22 protein-coding genes are annotated in these 17,258 nt (G+C 63.7%); 11 read left to right on the plus strand and 11 right to left on the minus strand.

Annotated elements, in window-relative coordinates:
- Positions 1-11 precede the first annotated feature (11 nt).
- Together GGR45_RS13995 and GGR45_RS20035 are read right to left on the minus strand one after the other, a co-directional pair.
- Positions 12-416, minus strand: coding sequence for a PaaI family thioesterase (locus GGR45_RS13995; RefSeq protein ID WP_018251277.1), 405 nt, complete (start codon positions 414-416; stop codon positions 12-14).
- Entirely contained in the window at positions 413-859 is a 447-nt protein-coding gene (locus GGR45_RS20035) for a PaaI family thioesterase (protein ID WP_051076137.1), read from the minus strand. Before GGR45_RS20035 ends, GGR45_RS13995 begins: the two co-directional genes overlap by 4 nt.
- Before the next feature lie 57 nt (positions 860-916).
- Here GGR45_RS20035 and GGR45_RS14005 point away from each other — a divergent pair, with 57 nt between their 5' ends.
- From GGR45_RS14005 to GGR45_RS14020, 4 genes are all read left to right on the plus strand, one after another.
- Positions 917-1,861: an MlaD family protein gene (locus tag GGR45_RS14005; RefSeq protein ID WP_018251275.1), complete on the plus strand. Its 945-nt coding sequence runs from the start codon at positions 917-919 to the stop codon at positions 1,859-1,861.
- A gap of 123 nt (positions 1,862-1,984) precedes the next feature.
- A complete protein-coding gene (locus GGR45_RS14010) occupies positions 1,985-2,662 on the plus strand; it encodes a TetR/AcrR family transcriptional regulator (RefSeq protein ID WP_145147061.1) in 678 nt (225 codons plus the stop codon).
- Positions 2,662-4,260: an ABC1 kinase family protein gene (locus GGR45_RS14015; RefSeq protein ID WP_018251273.1), complete on the plus strand. Its 1,599-nt coding sequence runs from the start codon at positions 2,662-2,664 to the stop codon at positions 4,258-4,260. Before GGR45_RS14010 ends, GGR45_RS14015 begins: the two co-directional genes overlap by 1 nt.
- 162 nt (positions 4,261-4,422) lie before the next feature.
- The gene (locus tag GGR45_RS14020; RefSeq protein ID WP_237751636.1) at positions 4,423-5,100 is read left to right on the plus strand and encodes a sigma-70 family RNA polymerase sigma factor; all 678 of its coding nucleotides are present in this window, start codon (positions 4,423-4,425) and stop codon (positions 5,098-5,100) included.
- A gap of 147 nt (positions 5,101-5,247) precedes the next feature.
- Here GGR45_RS14020 and GGR45_RS14025 read toward each other — a convergent pair whose 3' ends face one another.
- The 3 genes from GGR45_RS14025 to GGR45_RS14035 form a co-directional block, all read right to left on the minus strand.
- A complete protein-coding gene (locus GGR45_RS14025) occupies positions 5,248-6,072 on the minus strand; it encodes an SDR family NAD(P)-dependent oxidoreductase (RefSeq protein ID WP_018251271.1) in 825 nt (274 codons plus the stop codon).
- On the minus strand, positions 6,069-7,055 hold the full coding sequence (locus GGR45_RS14030) for an aldo/keto reductase (protein WP_030541330.1): 987 nt from the start codon (positions 7,053-7,055) through the stop codon (positions 6,069-6,071). The genes GGR45_RS14025 and GGR45_RS14030 overlap by 4 nt, the downstream gene beginning before the upstream one ends.
- 68 nt (positions 7,056-7,123) lie before the next feature.
- Entirely contained in the window at positions 7,124-7,603 is a 480-nt protein-coding gene (locus GGR45_RS14035; RefSeq protein WP_018251269.1) for a YciE/YciF ferroxidase family protein, read from the minus strand.
- Between the two features lie 501 nt (positions 7,604-8,104).
- On the opposite strand from GGR45_RS14035, the gene GGR45_RS14040 reads away from it, so the two are divergent.
- The 3 genes from GGR45_RS14040 to GGR45_RS14050 all read left to right on the plus strand — a co-directional run bounded on the left by GGR45_RS14040 (position 8,105) and on the right by GGR45_RS14050 (position 9,873).
- Positions 8,105-8,269, plus strand: a complete 165-nt coding sequence (locus GGR45_RS14040) for a hypothetical protein (RefSeq protein WP_156477767.1) — start codon at positions 8,105-8,107, stop codon at positions 8,267-8,269.
- Positions 8,270-8,470: 201 nt separating this feature from the next.
- The gene (locus tag GGR45_RS14045) at positions 8,471-9,229 is read left to right on the plus strand and encodes a hypothetical protein (protein ID WP_052814282.1); all 759 of its coding nucleotides are present in this window, start codon (positions 8,471-8,473) and stop codon (positions 9,227-9,229) included.
- Entirely contained in the window at positions 9,226-9,873 is a 648-nt protein-coding gene (locus GGR45_RS14050) for an RES family NAD+ phosphorylase (protein ID WP_043061441.1), read from the plus strand. Before GGR45_RS14045 ends, GGR45_RS14050 begins: the two co-directional genes overlap by 4 nt.
- Before the next feature lie 592 nt (positions 9,874-10,465).
- Here GGR45_RS14050 and GGR45_RS14055 read toward each other — a convergent pair.
- On the minus strand, positions 10,466-11,044 hold the full coding sequence (locus GGR45_RS14055; RefSeq protein ID WP_241769373.1) for a TetR/AcrR family transcriptional regulator: 579 nt from the start codon (positions 11,042-11,044) through the stop codon (positions 10,466-10,468).
- Positions 11,045-11,182: 138 nt separating this feature from the next.
- Here GGR45_RS14055 and GGR45_RS14060 point away from each other — a divergent pair, with 138 nt between their 5' ends.
- The 3 genes from GGR45_RS14060 (at position 11,183) to GGR45_RS14070 (ending at position 14,041) form a co-directional block, all read left to right on the plus strand.
- Complete coding sequence (locus tag GGR45_RS14060; RefSeq protein WP_043061439.1) at positions 11,183-12,172, plus strand: zinc-dependent alcohol dehydrogenase family protein; 990 nt, start codon at positions 11,183-11,185, stop codon at positions 12,170-12,172.
- A 101-nt stretch (positions 12,173-12,273) separates the two neighbouring features.
- Positions 12,274-13,383: an S-(hydroxymethyl)glutathione dehydrogenase/class III alcohol dehydrogenase gene (locus GGR45_RS14065; RefSeq protein ID WP_043061438.1), complete on the plus strand. Its 1,110-nt coding sequence runs from the start codon at positions 12,274-12,276 to the stop codon at positions 13,381-13,383.
- Between the two features lie 394 nt (positions 13,384-13,777).
- Complete coding sequence (locus GGR45_RS14070) at positions 13,778-14,041, plus strand: hypothetical protein (protein ID WP_043061437.1); 264 nt, start codon at positions 13,778-13,780, stop codon at positions 14,039-14,041.
- 148 nt (positions 14,042-14,189) lie between these two features.
- Here the strand turns inward: GGR45_RS14070 and GGR45_RS14075 are convergent, their stop codons facing one another.
- From GGR45_RS14075 to GGR45_RS14095, 5 genes are all read right to left on the minus strand, one after another.
- Positions 14,190-14,483, minus strand: coding sequence for a putative quinol monooxygenase (locus tag GGR45_RS14075; RefSeq protein WP_037093999.1), 294 nt, complete (start codon positions 14,481-14,483; stop codon positions 14,190-14,192).
- A gap of 111 nt (positions 14,484-14,594) precedes the next feature.
- Positions 14,595-15,335 (minus strand): SDR family oxidoreductase, encoded by a 741-nt coding sequence (locus GGR45_RS14080; protein ID WP_043061436.1) that lies wholly within the window; start codon positions 15,333-15,335, stop codon positions 14,595-14,597.
- Positions 15,336-15,353: 18 nt separating this feature from the next.
- Positions 15,354-15,530 carry a hypothetical protein gene (locus GGR45_RS14085; protein WP_156477766.1) on the minus strand — a complete coding sequence of 59 codons (177 nt, stop codon included), beginning with the start codon at positions 15,528-15,530 and terminating at the stop codon, positions 15,354-15,356.
- 10 nt (positions 15,531-15,540) lie between these two features.
- On the minus strand, positions 15,541-15,837 hold the full coding sequence (locus tag GGR45_RS14090) for a putative quinol monooxygenase (protein WP_043061435.1): 297 nt from the start codon (positions 15,835-15,837) through the stop codon (positions 15,541-15,543).
- 71 nt (positions 15,838-15,908) lie between these two features.
- Complete coding sequence (locus GGR45_RS14095) at positions 15,909-16,703, minus strand: type 1 glutamine amidotransferase domain-containing protein (RefSeq protein ID WP_061780455.1); 795 nt, start codon at positions 16,701-16,703, stop codon at positions 15,909-15,911.
- Positions 16,704-16,816: 113 nt separating this feature from the next.
- On the opposite strand from GGR45_RS14095, the gene GGR45_RS14100 reads away from it, so the two are divergent.
- A partial coding sequence (locus GGR45_RS14100) for a LysR family transcriptional regulator (protein WP_183988990.1) occupies positions 16,817-17,258 on the plus strand: 442 nt, incomplete at its 3' end.

A 17,258-nucleotide genomic window follows, 5' to 3' on the forward strand; every position in this document is an offset into this window, starting at 1 on the left:
ACCGGACCGTATCATAGTATGTGGCGATCGGCACTGCCACCCACTCTGATGGGCTCGTGCACAGCAAACTCAAGCTGCGCGAAACAAACAGCCGCTGGATCTTCGCGGCGGAATGCTTCGGCGTGAACGACTGCGATCCGACGTCCGACACGCCTGACCTTCGGCGTCGTGACAAGTGCATCCAGCCGAGCAGAGGCAAGGAACTGGAGGTTCACGCTGATGAGCTTCGGGAAGTGCCCGGGCGGAAGTTTGCGTGCAAGGGCACGCTTCGCTGCCACTTCGAGAAAGGATGCCACAGCTCCGCCATGCAAGGCGGGAAGGAGAGGGCTGCCGATCATGTACTCCACTGGCGTCAAAACAAAGGCGTCACCGCTCTCTGAAATCATGGAGCCTAGCAGCTGCGCGAAGCCGGTCATGGCCCGACAGCCCGATTGATCGAAAAGACGCCTTGGGCAGTCGCGATCAGGTGAGAAGGATCGGTATCCCAGACTTCGGTCCGTACGAACGCACGGCGCTCGGTAGCGTCGTAACAATGCGCCCACGCTGTCGCGGAGCATCTCGCCTCGGGGGACCGCACATGGTCCACCTTCAGGTTGAGGGTCGAGATTGCCAATCGCCTTCCCAGTCGGGACATTACGGCAACGCCGCAGGCCTGATCGATAAGGCTCGTCAACACGCCCGTTGCTAAAGTCTCGTCCTCGTCGGCCAGCTCCTCACGCCAACCGACACGTAGCGAGCTGAGGCCATCGCCGATCGAAACCAACTCCAGGCCAAGCCTGTTGCCCCACGGTATGTCGCCTGGTTGCAGGCTCCAGTCTCCAGCCACGATTCCATCCTCGTCCTGATCAGGCCTTGCCACCTTGGAAACGGTACGGTTTACAAATTTGGTCCGGCTTCCTAATGGTTATGGTCTCTCATGGAAACGCGGTCGAATAAATTCCTTGTGCTCGCGGTCACCAGCCTTCTGTTGGGTACGCTCCTCGTCTTTACCCTTTGGCTGTTTGATGCACGCAATGAAGACGGAAACCCTTATCTGATCCGCTTTACCGGAAGCGTTGCCGGTCTGGAGAAGGGGTCGCCGGTGACCTTCTCGGGCGTACCGGCCGGTCACGTCACGTCGATACGGTTCGACAAGGAGGACCCGTCAGCGGTTCTCGTCACCGTCAGCCTTGAACCGCGGATCCCCATCGTCGCAGGCGTGAAAGCGTCGATCGCAAGATCGGCACTGGCCGGCACCGCGAACATCAGCCTCGACGGTGCAACCTCTGGCGCGCCCCCGATCGTTGCGGCGAACGACGGGGAGCTTCCCGTCATCCCCACCAAGGAAGGCGGGCTCCTTGGCGGCGGAGGGGACCCCGTCGCACTGGTCGAGAAGATCAGCCGCACCGTGGACTCTGTCTCGCGCAACCTCGACGCCGCTCAGCAGCAGCGGGCCAGCGATCGGCTGGCGGCGCTCGCGGAGAGTTCCGCTGGTTGGGCTGACAAAGCCGGAGCAGCGTCCGATGCTCTCACCGGTGCGCGCGGCCGCGTGATTGCCGTGGGAGACGCCTTGCAGCGATCCGGCGACAGCGCCCAACAACTGAGAGCGGCAGCGGACGAACGCCGCGCGACCGTCCTCGCGAGAGCGAACCGAACATTGTTGAGAGCCCGAGACGGTGCCGATCGATTCACGGCTCGGCTAGAGGCTATTCGACCCACGATACGCGGCACGGCCGCCAAACAGGCCCAACTGCGTGAAACGGTTCGTTCAGCGAGGAACAAGGTCGGTGCTGTCAGGGATGCGGCCGTTCGCATCGATCAGGAGGGACTGGGCGTGGGGGCTCCGTCCCTTCCCATCTACAAGCCGAGGCCACGGCAGTGATCGGCCGCGATACAAGGACAGCCATTGGCTGAGATCTCGCTGGCGGGTGAGCAACCGACCGTCTCCGTTTGATTTCTCGCCAACCGGTCCGGATCGCGCTACTCTCGATCCAGGAGAACGAGATTGAGCGATGACGAAAAGAAACGTCGGCGTCCGAGGAAAATGGGCAGACCGACCACTGAGGATGCGCTCCGCCTGACCTCGCACATCCTCAAGAGCGCTCGCGAGCTGTTTTTCGAACACGGGTTCGACGGCGCCAGTGCCGACATGATCGCCGAACAGGCGCGCATTTCCAAGCGGACCCTGTACGCGCGCTTTGGCAGCAAGGCGCGTGTGTTCGAGGCGGTCATTCTCGACGAGATCGACACGCAGCTGCGGGCGCTCGAACCGTCGGGCAGCGACGAACCCGACATTGGATCGCGACTTGGCGTGATCGCAGATCGGTTGCTCGAGTGGCTCCTGACGCCCCGGATCGCGTCCATGGAACGCGTCGTCATCGCGCAAGCCGTGCGCTTTCCCGCGCTAGCGGCGAACATCCATGACTTCGGTTACCAGCGGGCCGTCCAATGGGTGGCGTCGATCCTCGCCCACGCCGATGCGAAGGGAGAACTGTCGCTGGCGGACCCCGTGTTCGCTGCCGAGCAGTTCGTCACGCTCGTCGTGGTCGCACCCATGCGCCGCGCAGCGCTGGGGCTGTCTCCTCCAGCATACGACGAGGCAGCGCGGGATCGCATTTCGCGCGGCATCGACCTGTTCCTCGATGGCTGCCGCCCGCGGCAGGAGGATGGTTGCAGCGCGTGATGCCCACCACCGACGACGAGTCTCAAATCGGTGAGCGCGCGCGGCTGGCCGAGCTCATCCAGATCATGGGGCGCCATGGGCTGAACGGGCTCGCCTCGCGCCTGGGCCTGCTGCCCGGTCGCTCAGAGCAGCCGGTAGACCTCGGTACGCCCGAGCGGGTCGTCGCGCTGCTGCGAGACCTTGGACCTGTCGCGGTCAAGCTGGGGCAGGTGCTCGCCACCCGCGAAGACCTGCTCGGGCCGGAATGGGTGCGGGCGCTGTCGACGCTGCAGGATCGCGTGACCCCGCTGCCGTTCGAGGCGCTGGAGCCGACGATCCTGGCCGCGCTCGGCTCCCCGATCGCTGATGTGTTCGCGAACTTCAACCGCGAGCCGATCGCGGCGGCGTCGATTGCGCAGGTTCATGCTGCAACCTTGCGCGACGGGACCGAGGTCGTGGTCAAGGTACGCCGGCCGGGGATCGCGGAACGCGTCGATGCCGACCTACGGCTGCTCCGCCGCATCGCGCGGCTCGCGGCCCGGCACTCACCGGAGATCCGCCGCCTCAAGCCCGACGAACTGCTGCGGTTTTTCGCGGAGAGCTTGTCGCAGGAAATGGACCTCAGCGCAGAAGCGGCAGCCTGCGAGAGCATCGGCGCGTTCCTGCAGCCGCTCGGCGTCCGGACGCCGGCCTTCTACTGGGATCAGGTCGGCCGCCGGATCAACGTGCAGGAGCGGCTTGACGGCATGCCCGTCCGCGAGGTTCTTGACGTGGCGGGTGAGGGCGGTGCTGACGTCGCCGGCAGATATGCCGATGCGGTGCTGCGGATGATCATCTTCAACGGTCGGTTCCACGCGGACCCCCATCCCGGCAACGTCTTTGTTCTGGCCGACGGGTCGTTGGCGTTCATCGACTTCGGGGCGGTCGGCGTGCTCAGTCCCGCCCGGCGGAACGAGGTTGTCACGCTCGTCCTTGCCATCGCGGGTGAGGACACACGATCGGTGACGGACGTACTGCTGCAATGGTCGGGCGAGACCGATGTCGATCGCCAGGCGCTGACCCGCGACCTCGACGCGCTGATCGGCCAGTTCCGCGGGGCGGTACTCCAGCAGATCGAGCTCGCCGACATCTTCGGCCGCGTGTTCGCGCTGCTTCGAACCTATCGTCTGGCGCTGCCGCCGGACCTCGCCCTGCTGCTGCGCACCTTGCTGATCGCCGAAGGGTTCGTGCGACGGCTCGATCCCGGCTTTGACATCACCGCGCGCGCCGCACCGATCGCGCGCGAACTGCTGCGGGAGCGGATCGGCCCGGCCGGCCTCAAGCGTGGCGGACGCCGGCTGGCGACAAGCCTTGGCCGTCTGGCCGCCGCCTCGCCCGAGCTGGTGGCCTTCGCCGAGCGGGTTGCGCGGTCGGGTGCGCTGCCGATCGAGTTGCAGAAAGGTGCCGTCTCCTCACCACCGGCATTGCCCCGGGGCGCAGATCCCAACGTCCTGTCCGCCGGCCTGCTGGTCGCCGGCGCGATCCTCCAGCACGACCATGATGTTGTTGGAGCAATCCTGATGGCTTCTGCGATACTCCTTGCCGGCTGCGCTTGGTACGCGAACAGGCAGCGGCGCTGACCTCTTGTTGTCAGCCTTTCATGTACCCAGTCGCGCGCGATTGTTTCGCTACTGATATTTCATCTCCGACGAGCGGAACGAACCAATCGGCTTGGCGTTTTCCGAAAGTAAACCGGTTGGTACCAAAGCAGCTGACCGGTTCGATTGAGCGAGGGGTTCCGCGTGTCCGAACAAACGGTTGACGAGCCGCATCTGCCATCTGAGGGCTGGTCGGACTTCGGTGCCGAGCTCAGCGCGCTTATGCCTAGTCTGGCGCGCTATGCGCGATCGCTGGCCAGGAATCCCGATACTGCACAGGACCTTGTTCAGGAAACCGTGCTGAAAGCCTGGCGCAGCCGCGCATCCTTCGAAGCCGGTACAAATATGAAGGCGTGGACCTTCCGGATCCTTCGCAACTCATTTCTTTCGCAGGTACGCCGTCGAGGCACGGTACAAGTTAGCGAGACCGCCGAACTCGCCGACATTCCGGTGGCGTCGAACCAGGAATCCGTTGTGACGCTGAGCGATGTTCGCCGTCTATGGCCGCGCCTGACGCCTGAGCAGCAGCGGTGCATCAATTTCATCGGGATCGAGGGATTGAGCTATGAGGAGACAGCCACAATCGAGCAGGTTCCCGTCGGCACAATCAAGAGCCGCGTGGTAAGAGGGCGGCAGATGCTGCGCGCACTCCTAGATCACATGAACAGCGATAAGGGATACAAAACGGAATCTCAGGTCGTGGCGGCCGGTGCAACCTGTCAGGCCGAGCCACCAGTTATCGACGAGGTGCACGAGAGACAGATCGAGCTGCTGCAAAGCTGGCGGACGAAGCGTGCGGCCGACCGCTGTTTGGTAGGCTGAGTGGGCCGGGATCTCTTGATCCCGGCTTCGTGCGGCCAATTTCAGGTCCTTTACCGTCTCGGTTAGCAGAAGACCTGTCGCTAGGGATATCGCACAAAAGGACGAAGAGACCACGGCTGGCCGAGCGGATATGTCCTGTGGTCTGCCCTAACAGCCTACATCCTCCAGCGTGTCAGTTGTGCGCTGACTTCCGGGCTGCTCTCCCATCCACCGCCGGGCATCCAGGCGCTTACCCGTCACCGCCGCGGCAGCGTCAGAGCAGAGCCAGAGCAAGGGCGGCACCACGATCTCGGGCGACAGCAGTCCGTCGCGTGCACTATCCGGCAGTCCTTCGGGAATCATGCCGGTCAGCGTCGCGCCCCCCGGCAGGAGCGCGTTCACCGTGATGCCGCTGTCCGCAAGGTCCTGCGCCCAGATCGCGGTCTCCGATTCCAGCGCCGCCTTGGACGGGCCGTAGGGCGAGAAGCCGCGCCGTCGCATCGTCTCGCGGTTCATCGAGATGTTGACGATTCGGCCCCATCCCGCCTCCAGCATGGCGGGGACGGCGGCGCGCGCCATCAGGAACGGGCCGTTGACGTTGGTGTCGGTCACCATGCGCCAAGTGTCGGGGGCGACCTCCCAAAACCGGGTCGGTTCTGTCAGGAAGGTGTCGCTCACATACTTCATGCCGCGCCCGGCATTGTTGACCAGGATGTCGAGCCGGCCGAAGCGCACGAGCGCCGCGCGCACGACTGCGGCACAATCCTCCACCCGCGTCACGTCGGCGAGCAGCGGCCGCACCCGATCGTCGCCGCATGCCCGCTCTGCCTCCCGTGCGACCGCTTCGACCTCGGCGAGTTCGCGCGCGGCGGTGGCGACGACCCGCACGCCGGCCTGCGCCAGCCCGAGCGTCATCGCGCGGCCCAGCCCGCGACCGCCGCCCGTCACGATCGCGACGCGGCCGGCAAGGCCGTGTCCGTCGCTCCCGCTCATCGGTTCAGCGCCTGCATCTGCGGCGCGGCGTAGCGCTCGCCCGCCGTTGCCCCCTTCGGCGCCGCGCGGTCGAGCCGCTCCAGTTCGCCTCGGGTGAGCGTCACGTCGAGCGCGCCGACATTCTCCTCCAGGTAGCCGCGGCGCTTGGTGCCCGGGATCGGCACGATGTCTTCGCCCTGCGCCAGCACCCAGGCGAGCGCCAGCTGGGAAGGGGTGCAGCCCTTCTCCCGCGACATCGCCTCGACCGCCGCGACGAGATCGAGATTGCGCTGGAAGTTCTCGCCCTGGAAGCGGGGGCTGTGCCGGCGATAGTCGTCAGGCGCGAGATCCTCCACCCGCCGGATCGCGCCGGTCAGGAAACCGCGGCCGAGCGGGCTGTACGGCACGAAGCCGATGCCGAGCTCGCGCACCGTGTCGAGGATCTCGCCCTCGGGATCGCGGCTCCACAGCGAATATTCGGTCTGCAGCGCCGCGATCGGATGCACGGCGTGCGCGCGCCTGACCGTGGCGGGCGCCGCTTCGGAGAGGCCGAGGTGGCGCACCTTGCCCTCGCGGACCAGCCCGGCCATCGCGCCCACCGTGTCCTCGATCGGCGTGTCGGGGTCGACGCGGTGCTGATAGTAGAGGTCGATCGTCTCGACGCCGAGCCGTCGCAGGCTCGCCTCGCAGGCGGAGCGGACGTAATCCGGGCGCCCGCACACGCCCTTGAAGGTGCCGTCCTCGCCGCGAACGTTGCCGAACTTGGTGGCGAGAACCACCGCGTCGCGGCGATCGCGGATCGCACGCCCGACCAACTCCTCGTTACGGCCTACCCCGTACATGTCGGCGGTGTCCAGAAACGTCACGCCGAGATCGATCGCGCGCTGAATGGTCGCGACCGCCTCGGCTTCGTCGGCCTGCCCATAGAATTCGGACATGCCCATGCAACCGAGGCCCAGCGCAGATACGCGCAGCCCGTCGCCCAGCTTTCGTTGCTCAAGCACCAATTATCTCCTGTTGTAAGATCATGCCGGTTGGCCAGTCGTCGGTAGCAAGGCGGGCCGGCACCGGTTCAGCCTTCAGACAGCAACTGCTCGGCGAGCTGGCTGTGCTTTTCGTCGGCCTGCTTGGCCTCGTCCGCGCACGCCTTCATGTCGCGCGCCGCATCGTCCATGCCGGTCTGCCGGCAGTAATTGGCCATGGTCCCGAACGAAGCGATCCAGTAATGAAGCGCGAGCTGCCCGCTGGCGATGATGCCGAGGTCGCGTGAGGCATCGTCCGGTGCCGCTTCGCGGATCCTGCGGCTCACCTCGTAATGCGCTTCGAGCACAGGGTTGTCCTGCTGATCGGCCGGGCCCGCCTGCTCGGCGGCGCGACGGATGCGGTCCGCCCATTGGCGGGAAGTCCGGTTGCCCTCTTCGAGCGCGGATCGCAGCGCCGGGTGGCGCGCGTCGTTGTTGATCTCGTCGGTCGCCTTGGCGGCGACGTCGCTGCCGGCCCGCATCGCGGACAATCCTTGCGCGACCAGCTTCTTCAGGTTGTTCTCGTTCATCAGGTTCGTCCTCGTCCTGCCGTGCCTCGTTCAGGCACGGTGAGGGATTCTAATCTCGTCGCTCCGTTCTGTTCCGTCGGTCCTTCCTCGATCAGAGCGCAATCAATGTTTGGAGCTCATGGCCGACCTCCCGGCCTGCACCTCCTGCGGCTTGCAGGAGCGGGCTGCGTGAACCAGCGCGGCAGGGCAGGCATGCGGGAAGCTCGGACCGGCGTTGCAGGCGTGAATAGCGTCGTAAGCGGTCCGAACCGAGCCGAAGCGGACCTTCTTGAGAGCCTTCCCGACAGGAGCATGCTGACGGTGGCTCCAGGCTGAAGTGATTGGACGGAGGCGCTGCAGTGACGGGAGCCCGCGGAAAATATCGCTCAGATGCTTAACATAATCTATGTTATCGGACTAGCAAATCTGCTCTGCGGCGGAAGCACTTAGGCCGCTCTACCGGCACTCACCCGATCAGCGACACCCGCTCGCGCTGGCGTGCTTCGGCTCGGCGAGCCACGCATGAAACTGCGCCAGAATGTCGGCAACGTCCAGTCCCATTTGCCGATGGTGCATTGGCCACGAGCGCGCAGCGGCGCCAACCAGTCCTTGCAGTTCTGGATCAACATCGCCTGGACCCATTTCGGCGTGCTAGCGAGCAGCCATTCCAGTGATGGCCAGTCATAGGCGGGCCGTACCCGCAATTAGGCGGCTGACCGGCTCATCCGAAGCAGTGCGATATCCAGCGTCCCGTTTCAGGAGAACCAACACGCGCCCTGCCCGGCCACTCTCTTTTTCCAGGAAGAGGGGTTACCGGAAAATACAATGAGGGTGACGAAGCCGGTTAGATCGCTTATATGTTAGCTAGACTAACCGTAGGAGCTGCTCATGGCGACCCTCGCCAACGCCGTTGATCCGGGTGCCTTTGCCAATCTGGTGTTCGCCAGCTTGGTCGAGACCGCACGCAACAAGCCAGCCAAACAGCGTGGATCCGAGCCGGCGCCTACGGTCGACGAAACCTTATATATAGCGCCCACGGTTGAGGGCTTCTCCGCACAATATCGCACCGCCGTCGATCACGCGCTGGAGCAGCTAGCTGAAGCCGGTATTGCAACTGATCCGGATCGGCAGGCGCTCTACGCCATCGTCGACAAGCTGCTGCCCGACATTCGCACCCGACACCTCGAGCGCAAGATCGAGCAGCTCCTCGATGTGTTGGCCGACACGCATGACCCGATGGCGGAATTTCACACTGCGGTCGCGGCCGATAACACCGCGATCCGGCAGCGCTTCCTTCAGGAGGTCGAGACGCTTACCTCGGTCGAGGTTGCCGCGCGCGCCGGGCACGAAGCCAAGAACCGCCACCAGACGGCCGCGCGCTGGAAGGCGCAGGCCCGTGTCTTCGCCGTCCCCTATCAGGGGCAGGATCGCTTTCCCGCGTTCCAGTTCGATGCCGACGGCAAACCCCTTCCGCTAATCCGGCAGGTTCTCGCGGCCCTCCCCGCGAACCGCACGCCATGGCAAGTTGCTTTCTGGTTCGTATCGTCCAACTCATGGCTTGGTGGTCCCGCACCCATTGAGCGGTTCGACGAACCAGCAGCCGTTCTCGAGGCGGCAGCCCACGAAGGTGATGAGATCAGCGGGTGACGGCCCTCGCTCCGACAGGCATCGTTGCGAAACCGCCGACCGCCTTCCCGACCCACGTTACCGACCTACCGGTGGGGACGGTGCTTTGGCGCATTCACGCCGAGAAGCTTGCCGGAGACGCGTTCAATCCGGGTTTCGGCGCTTCGCGCTTCGCGCCGATCGGCCCGGTGCGCAAGCGGGTGCCGACGGCCTATGCCGCAGACGGGTTTGAGGCTGCGGTGTACGATACGATCTTCCACGATCTCGATTCCACGCAGACCTTCAAGACCTTTGCGCTGAGCAGGCTTGCCGATGTTCGCTGCTCGGTACTCCGGGTCGCCAGCCCGCTGGTGCTTCGCTCCTTTCTCGCGCCCGATCTGATGAAGCTGGGCGTCGCCCGTACCCAGCTGATCGACACGCCCGCGCGCGAATTTCCGGACACGCGGCGCTGGTCTGCGGCACTGCATCGCAAAGACGCCGCCACGCATGGGATGGTCTGGGAGTCTCGCCCCTATCCCTCGTCGCAGGCGATGATGTTGTTCGGCGATCGCGTGCCGCCTGGTGCGCTAAGCGTGGTCAGCACGTCTGGCATCGATGGTGATCCGGGGCTCGCCATGCGCTTCAAGGCGCTTGCCGATCGCTCCGGCGTGACCCTTGTCGCGTAAGATGGGAGCGAAATTTGCGGTAAAATAACGCCGTGCTGACGCTCCCGCAGGTGGGGTATCGTGGTATATGTATCTCCTAATCGACGCGTAGCGCCGGCTGCCAAGATCAGGAGCACGGGCCGTCGCGTTCCGGCCTCAAGGCCTCGTGTCCGTCACCAAGGTGGCGACCTTAAAATCGGATTGGCCTGTGGGCACACATCAAGGCGCGCGCGACACGTAAGTTCTTGCGATCAACCACCGTCTGAGCTCAACTTGCTTCTAAGAATGCATTGAGGGGGCGAACCAGTGGCGACGAATCCTTCCGAGAGGGTAGAAGCAGACCGATCTGTGATCCTGCGAGACCTCGCCGAAGACGCCTTGGCGACGTTCGAGCGGATCGTCGAGGCGGCTCTAGCTCGACACCGGCGCGTAGCTCGGCGATCTCATCGGATCGCCGCTCAGCACGTTCACCCATCTTCCAGGTGCCTTGACCCATTGAAGGAACCACTTCCCCGCCGAGCAATGTCACGTGTTTCATGTGCTTTCGTCCAATGAGATGAGTTCGACTGTTCGGTCGCGGGAGGCGGATTGGCAGATGACCACCATGTAACGATCATATCGCGGCCGGCCATCGATCGAGTGCCATTTTGGCGATGGAGAGCAGTTCGTTGATCGTAGCGCCGTCGCGCGCCTGAACGGACATGCCTTCCATGACCGTATTGATGAATTTGCCTAGCACGGCCGGATCGGTGTTGGCCGCAAGCTCGCCCTGCGCGGCGCCGCGTTGCAGACGCTCGATCAGGAGAGCCTCCGCCGCGATACGCTTGTCGCGCAGCAGGCATTCGATGGCGGCGGACGCCGGCGAAACGGCTGCCGCTGCCGAATACATGAAGCAGCCGGCCGGCGTTCCAGGTTCCGAGAATGATGACGCCGCTCGTTCCAGCAGGCCTTTGACGGCCTCGTAGGTGGACAACGCCGGATCGTTGATGGGTGAATAGAGGTGGACGCTGAACGTCGCGGCGTAGCGCTCGATCACCGCCGCAAACAGCCCCGCCTTGTTGTCAAACGCTGCATAGAGACTGGCAGCGGCGACGCCAGTCTCCGCCACCAGATCGGCCATCGATGTCGCCTCGTAGCCGCGCTGCCAGAACAGCCGCACCGCCTTGTCGAGCGCAGCGTCAGTGTCGAACACACGAGGGCGACCTGCGCGGCGACGGGCTTTCGTCTCTGTCATCTTTCGTGCACGATATGGAACGATCGATAAATAATATCTTGAAACGGGTGGTCCGTCTCCTTACAGAACGATCATTCAATAATCAAGGATTTTACAATGAGCCGCATCGTCCGCATCCACGAATATGGCGACGCCAGCGTCCTCAGGATTGAAGATGTGGCAGTCCCCGCGCCCGCGGCCGACGAAGTGCAGATCGCGGTGAAGGCGATAGGCATAAACCGCGCCGAGGTGATGTTCCGCAACCATGCCTACCTTCAGGAAGCCGAGTTCCCGAGCCGCCTTGGCTATGAGGCTGCCGGCACTGTCGTTACGGTCGGCGCGGACGTGACCGGGTTTGCGGAAGGCGAAGCCGTCAGCGTCATCCCCCCGCTCGATATCGCGCGCTGGGGCACTTATGGCGAGGTCGCCAACGTGCCCGCCCGCCTCGTCGTCAAGCATCCGGTGGCGCTGACGTTCGAGGAAGCGGCGGCCGTGTGGATGCAGTATGTCACCGCCTGGGGTGCGCTGGTGGAGCAGGCGAAACTCGGCGAGGGCGATTTCGTCATCGTCACTGCTGCCTCCAGCAGCGTCGGCCTTGCTGCCTTCCAGATTGCGCGGATGGTCGGCGCGACGGTAATCGCGACGACGCGTACCGGCGCCAAGCGCCAGGCCCTGATCGATGCCGGTGCACATCATGTCGTCGCGACCGGGGAAGAGGATCTGGTAGCGAGGGTGATGGAGATAACCGATGGTCAGGGTGCGCGCGTGGTGCTCGATCCGGTCGGAGGCCCGTCGTTCGAGCCGCTGACCGAGAGCATGGCACGCGGCGGCATCCTGCTCGAATATGGCGCGCTCAGCGGCGAACCGACGCCGTTCCCGTTGTTCTCCGTGCTGGGCAAGAGTCTCACGCTCAAGGGGTATCTCTACAGCGAGATCGTCTCGGACGATGCCGCCCTCGATCGCGCCAAGGCGTTCATCGTGGCGGGTCTGGAATCGGGCGCGCTCAAGCCGCGGATCGCGCGCACTTTCCCGCTCGACGCGATCCAGGACGCTCACCGCTTCCTCGAATCGAACGACCAGGTCGGCAAGGTCGTCGTTACGGTCTGACCTGCATACCGGGGGGAGTGAGCGATCGCTCCCCCACGAATTTGCGCTGACGCGACGGCCTCGCACCAGCAATCGGTTTAACTCAACGAGGGTATCCCAACATGAAATCTCGCGCCGCTGTAGCCTTCGAGGCGGGCAAGCCACTCGAAATCGTCGAGATCGATGTCGCCCCACCCCGGAAAGGCGAAGTCCTCATACGGGTGACGCACACCGGTGTGTGCCACACCGACGCGTACACGCTGGCGGGGAGTGATCCGGAGGGTGTTTTCCCGGTGGTTCTGGGCCACGAGGGCGCGGGCATCGTTGTCGAGGTCGGAGAAGGCGTCACCAGCGTCGGACCGGGCGATCACGTGATTCCGCTCTACACCGCCGAATGCGGCAAGTGCGACTTCTGCCTGTCGGGCAAGACCAACCTGTGCGTCGCTGTCCGCGAAACGCAAGGCAAGGGCTTGATGCCCGATGGGACCACGCGCTTTTCTTACAATGGTCAGCCCCTCTATCATTACATGGGCTGTTCAACCTTCAGTGAATATACTGTCGTCGCCGAAGTCTCGCTCGCCAAGATCAATCCCGAGGCAAACCCCGAACATGTCTGCCTGCTCGGCTGCGGCGTCACGACCGGCATCGGCGCAGTCCACAATACCGCCAAGGTCCAGCCGGGAGACTCGGTCGCCGTGTTCGGCCTCGGCGGCATCGGCCTCGCGGCGATTCAGGGTGCGCGCCAGGCGAAGGCGGGTCGCATCATCGCCATCGACACCAATCCATCCAAGTTCGAGCTGGCACGCCAGTTCGGTGCTACCGAGTGCATCAACCCCAAGGACCATGACAAGCCTATCCAGCAAGTGCTGATCGAGATGACGGGCTGGGGCATCGATCATACCTTCGAGTGCATCGGCAACGTCCACGTCATGCGCGCCGCGCTTGAATCAGCGCACCGTGGCTGGGGTCAGTCGATCGTGATTGGCGTTGCCGGCGCGGGCGAGGAAATCTCCACCCGCCCATTCCAGCTCGTCACGGGCCGCGTATGGAAGGGGTCCGCTTTCGGTGGCGTCAAGGGACGGACACAGCTCCCCGGCATGGTCGAGGATGCGATGAGAGGCGATATCGATCTGGCCCCATTCGTAACCCACACGATGGGTTTGGAGGAGATCAACGAGGCCTTCGAACTGATGCACGAAGGCAAGTCGATCCGCACGGTCATTCACTACTGACCCGCCGATCCGAAGCGGCGCGAGGCGCTCGGATCGACAACTCGGCCGTCATCATGGCCCGACCCCGGCCATGATGAAGCGCGCTCTGGCAAATGGGCAACGCGTCGCGATGCGGTAACAAGCGCCGAAGTACGGTCGTTACATGCCGATAGCGGCACGGACCAGGGCCGCCCAGCCCAGGCGCTTACCAGCGGAGTGTGTGTGGCCTCGTCGCGCGACCCAACAGGGAAAATGGTTTTATCGTAACCTTTGTCCACTGCTGGAAAAATACTTCAAAGGTGCCGAATATCGGGCCAGCCTGACCTTTGGATGTATTGAGTCGGAAAAGCATTCATCTGTTCCCCGACTGTGATGAACCACGGGCCGCACGGGCGGATAGGGCAGGAAGACTGAATTGAAGAGCAAGGATATTCACGCGACGACGCCGGCCACCGATCATGGGCATACGGGGCTGCCCGCTTGCGTGCAGGTTCGCGGCGCGCGCCAGAATAACCTCAAAAATATTGACGTCGATGTACCGCGCGACGCCTTCGTGGTGTTCACCGGCATATCGGGCTCGGGCAAGTCATCGCTCGCGTTCGGCACCCTCCCGCGAACGAATGGTGCCGTCACGTCGCGACCCATCAACGGCGCCTTATCGTTAAATTCAGAGATATGATAAGTGCAGAAGACAAGGTCATCCACTATTGCGGATGACCTGCCATATTCATCTATTCATTTCCCGATACGGCCGGGCCACCCATTCCGGATAGAAACACGAACCTTACCCTGCAGTCAGACAGCAGCTTAGGGTGCCGACCGCTCGGCTATTTCGCGGCCAGCAGGGTGAACTTGTGAATTTGCGGCGGTTCAGAAAAAAGTTCTTCTGCCTTGTCCATCAGTGCGGCGGCAACCTTGCCGTCGAGATGGGCTTGCCGATCCTCCTCTGTGTCGAACGTATCGAAGATCGCGTACGCACCGGGACCTTCCTCGATCGCATACCAGGTCAGAGTGCCCGCCTCAGCTTGAACGAGCGGCAATGCCGAGGTCAGGAAATTGGCGACATCACGCTCTTTTCCGGGCTTGGCCTTCAGTGGTACATACAGGGCAAGTTTGGGCATAAATGACTCCTCAAGTGAAACCGACAGTCATTATTCGGCAGAGTAACGGAAGAGCGGGCCGCTACGTTCCCCATGAGGCGGAGCAAACGCGGCCCCGCCTCCTCGTCGAAATCAGAACTGCTGTGCGGTCGGCCGGATGACGATCGCGTTGACGTCGACGTCATCAGGTTGTTCGACAGCGAACGCGATAGCACGCGCCACCGATGCCGCCGGGATGGCCTGCTTGTAGAAGTCCAGCACCGTCTCAGCAGCCGTACCCGACGTCGTGAACTTCAGGTCGCTCTCGACGGCTCCGGGCTCGATCGACGTGACGCGGACCTTCTCGCCCACCTCCTGGCGAAGACCTTCGCTGATCGCGCTGACGGCGAACTTGGTGCCGGAATAGACCGTGCCGCCCGGGGCGAAGACCTTGATGCCGGCGACCGAACTCAGGTTGATGATGTGGCCGCTGCCCTGCTCCAGAAAGCCGGGAAGAGCCGCGGCGATGCCGTAGAGCGTGCCCTTCAAATTGACGTCGATCATCTGGTCCCACTCGTCGGTGTTGACCTCGGCCATCGGACGGATCGGCATCAGACCGGCGTTGTTGATCAGTACGTCGAGACGGCCGAAGTCGGCGACGATCGCGGCGACGACGGTCTGGACCGCCGACTTGTCGGTGACGTCGAGCGCATAGGCGCGTGCCGTTCCGCCGTTCTCGGCGATCTGCGCGACGACCTCGTCGAGCTTGTCCTTGCGCCGTGCGGCGATGGCGACCTTCGCACCGCGTTCGGCGAGAAGACGCGCGGTCTCGGCGCCGATGCCGGTGCTCCCGCCGGTGATGAGAACAACCTTGCCTTCGATACCTTTGGTCATGACTGTGTTTCCTTCACTTCAGATGTTGATTTTTCGCTGCGTCGCGGCCCCGCGCCAGCGGTAGCCGCGTGGATGAACGAGGCCGATAAGGCCCGCGCGAAGCGCAGGTGCCAACAGGCCGATCATCCGCAGCTCCTCTATGTAGAACGGTTGTGCCAGCAGCGCCGACCCCACCCATTCTTTAAGCTTGCCCATGGCAGCACCCTTAGGTCGCGGAGACGGGGTTGAGGACAAACGTGGCGCGCTCGGCCAGATCGCCGATCTGAGAGAGGTAGTTTTGGAAGTGGGGCGTCGCGCGGTGGGCGGTAACCGCATCCGCGTCCGCGTACAGCTCGTCGAGGACGAAGCGGTTCGGATCGCTCTGGTCCTGCCAGAGATCGTAGCGCAAATTGCCCGGTTCGGCACGGCTTGGCTTTAGCATGGCGTCGAGCAGAGCGCGCAGGCGGTCGACGGTATCCGCACGGGCGGTTAGGACGGCGACGATCTTCACGTTGGCGGTCATGGCACCATATCCTGTCCTGGTTATATCCGAAGCGGGGCGCATCCTGAGCGCCCCGCCCGTCATCCTGGTACTCACGCAGCGGCGCGATCGAGGGCTTCGATCAAAGCGTCGGCCATGGCTTGGTCCGACGCCGGATTCTGACCCGTGATCAGCTCCCGGTCCACGACGACATTCGAAGCGAAGTTCTTGTCGGTGACAGAGACGTCGCCACCGGCCGACCGCAGCGCCTTTTCCATGTCGAAGAAGAGCTCGCCCTTCAGCACTTGCTCCTCAGCGATCTTCTCCTCGCTCGCCGAGAAGACGGTCATGCGGTAGCCTGAGTAGATCCAGTCTCGCGCCAGGTCGGCCGCCCCGGCGTCATCGCCTTCCTCCAGCGCCTTGCGGAAGGCCGGAGCATCGTCGAGCGTAGAAACAACGACCACCGGTCCGTGGCAGAGGAGCGCGGTCGGCTTGGCCGCCGCGTGGAAGTGACGGAGGATCGTGCCCGCATCGCGGTCCTGCATCAGATCGACGATGGGCGCGTGACCTCCCGGCACGAACACGCCAACGAAGCCGTCCAGACCCTCGTCGACGACCGATTTCAGCGTGCGGACGTCGTTCATGGCCGGGTGGCTGGCGAAGAAGTCCTTGGCGCGCTGGTATGCCGCCTCATCACCGCCAAAGTGGTCCTTCGTGTCGGAACCGGCATCGATGTGCGGCTTGGTCCCATTGGGCGTAGCGAGAACAATATCATAGCCGGCGTCGAGCAGTGCCAGCGCGGGGACTGCCGTTTCGTTGAGATACTGACCGACCGTTGCGGTACTGCCGCCACGCAGACCGAGCTGTGTCGCGTTCGATCCAAGAACGAGAACCTGACCCTTGCTCATCTGAACCTCCATGTTCGCGGCGCCCGTCGCCGATGGATGGGAAATGGGCCTAGTTGATATATTCTAGAAGTTTATCTTTCTAATGTCAGATATACGTCTGACAGGATGACTGCGTGCGCTACGATCTGAACCTGCTGCCGATCTTCGTGGCGTTGATGGAGGAGCGCAGCGTCACGCGGGCCGCCGAGCGAATGGGCATGACACAGCCCGCCCTGTCTAATGCCCTATCGCGTCTACGACTGATGCTTCAGGACCAACTGTTCGTCCGCGAGCGCTACGGCATCCAGCCGACCCCGATCGCGCTTGAACTCTCACCGCTGATCGCCGAGGCACTCGCGCAGCTTGACGACGCGGTCCTCGGTCAGCAGGCCTTCGATCCCGCACAGGCCGAACGGCTCTTCACCATCGCGCCGAACGGCTATGTCGAGTTCGTCCTGGTCCCCGCTGTCGTGGCGCGCCTGGAGAAGGTCGCGCCCGGCATCAAGCTCCGCCTGACGCCCTACGGCAACGATCTTGTGGAAACAGGCGTCGTGTCGGGCACGACGGCGCTCGTGC

This window comes from Sphingomonas zeae (assembly GCF_014197135.1).
Classification (GTDB): Bacteria; Pseudomonadota; Alphaproteobacteria; order Sphingomonadales; family Sphingomonadaceae; genus Sphingomonas; species Sphingomonas zeae.

Bases quoted from the DNA above. Each gene is read 5' to 3' on its own strand.
- GGR45_RS13995 (WP_018251277.1), bottom strand. From the start codon at position 416: ATGACCGGCTTCGCGCAGCTGCTAGGCTCCATGATTTCAGAGAGCGGT.
- GGR45_RS14005 (WP_018251275.1), top strand. From the start codon at position 917: ATGGAAACGCGGTCGAATAAATTCCTTGTGCTCGCGGTCACCAGCCTT.
- GGR45_RS14015 (WP_018251273.1), top strand. From the start codon at position 2,662: ATGCCCACCACCGACGACGAGTCTCAAATCGGTGAGCGCGCGCGGCTG.
- GGR45_RS14025 (WP_018251271.1), bottom strand. From the start codon at position 6,072: ATGAGCGGGAGCGACGGACACGGCCTTGCCGGCCGCGTCGCGATCGTG.
- GGR45_RS14035 (WP_018251269.1), bottom strand. From the start codon at position 7,603: ATGAACGAGAACAACCTGAAGAAGCTGGTCGCGCAAGGATTGTCCGCG.
- GGR45_RS14040 (WP_156477767.1), top strand. From the start codon at position 8,105: ATGAAACTGCGCCAGAATGTCGGCAACGTCCAGTCCCATTTGCCGATG.
- GGR45_RS14045 (WP_052814282.1), top strand. From the start codon at position 8,471: ATGGCGACCCTCGCCAACGCCGTTGATCCGGGTGCCTTTGCCAATCTG.
- GGR45_RS14060 (WP_043061439.1), top strand. From the start codon at position 11,183: ATGAGCCGCATCGTCCGCATCCACGAATATGGCGACGCCAGCGTCCTC.
- GGR45_RS14065 (WP_043061438.1), top strand. From the start codon at position 12,274: ATGAAATCTCGCGCCGCTGTAGCCTTCGAGGCGGGCAAGCCACTCGAA.
- GGR45_RS14075 (WP_037093999.1), bottom strand. From the start codon at position 14,483: ATGCCCAAACTTGCCCTGTATGTACCACTGAAGGCCAAGCCCGGAAAA.
- GGR45_RS14080 (WP_043061436.1), bottom strand. From the start codon at position 15,335: ATGACCAAAGGTATCGAAGGCAAGGTTGTTCTCATCACCGGCGGGAGC.
- GGR45_RS14085 (WP_156477766.1), bottom strand. From the start codon at position 15,530: ATGGGCAAGCTTAAAGAATGGGTGGGGTCGGCGCTGCTGGCACAACCG.
- GGR45_RS14090 (WP_043061435.1), bottom strand. From the start codon at position 15,837: ATGACCGCCAACGTGAAGATCGTCGCCGTCCTAACCGCCCGTGCGGAT.
- GGR45_RS14095 (WP_061780455.1), bottom strand. From the start codon at position 16,703: ATGAGCAAGGGTCAGGTTCTCGTTCTTGGATCGAACGCGACACAGCTC.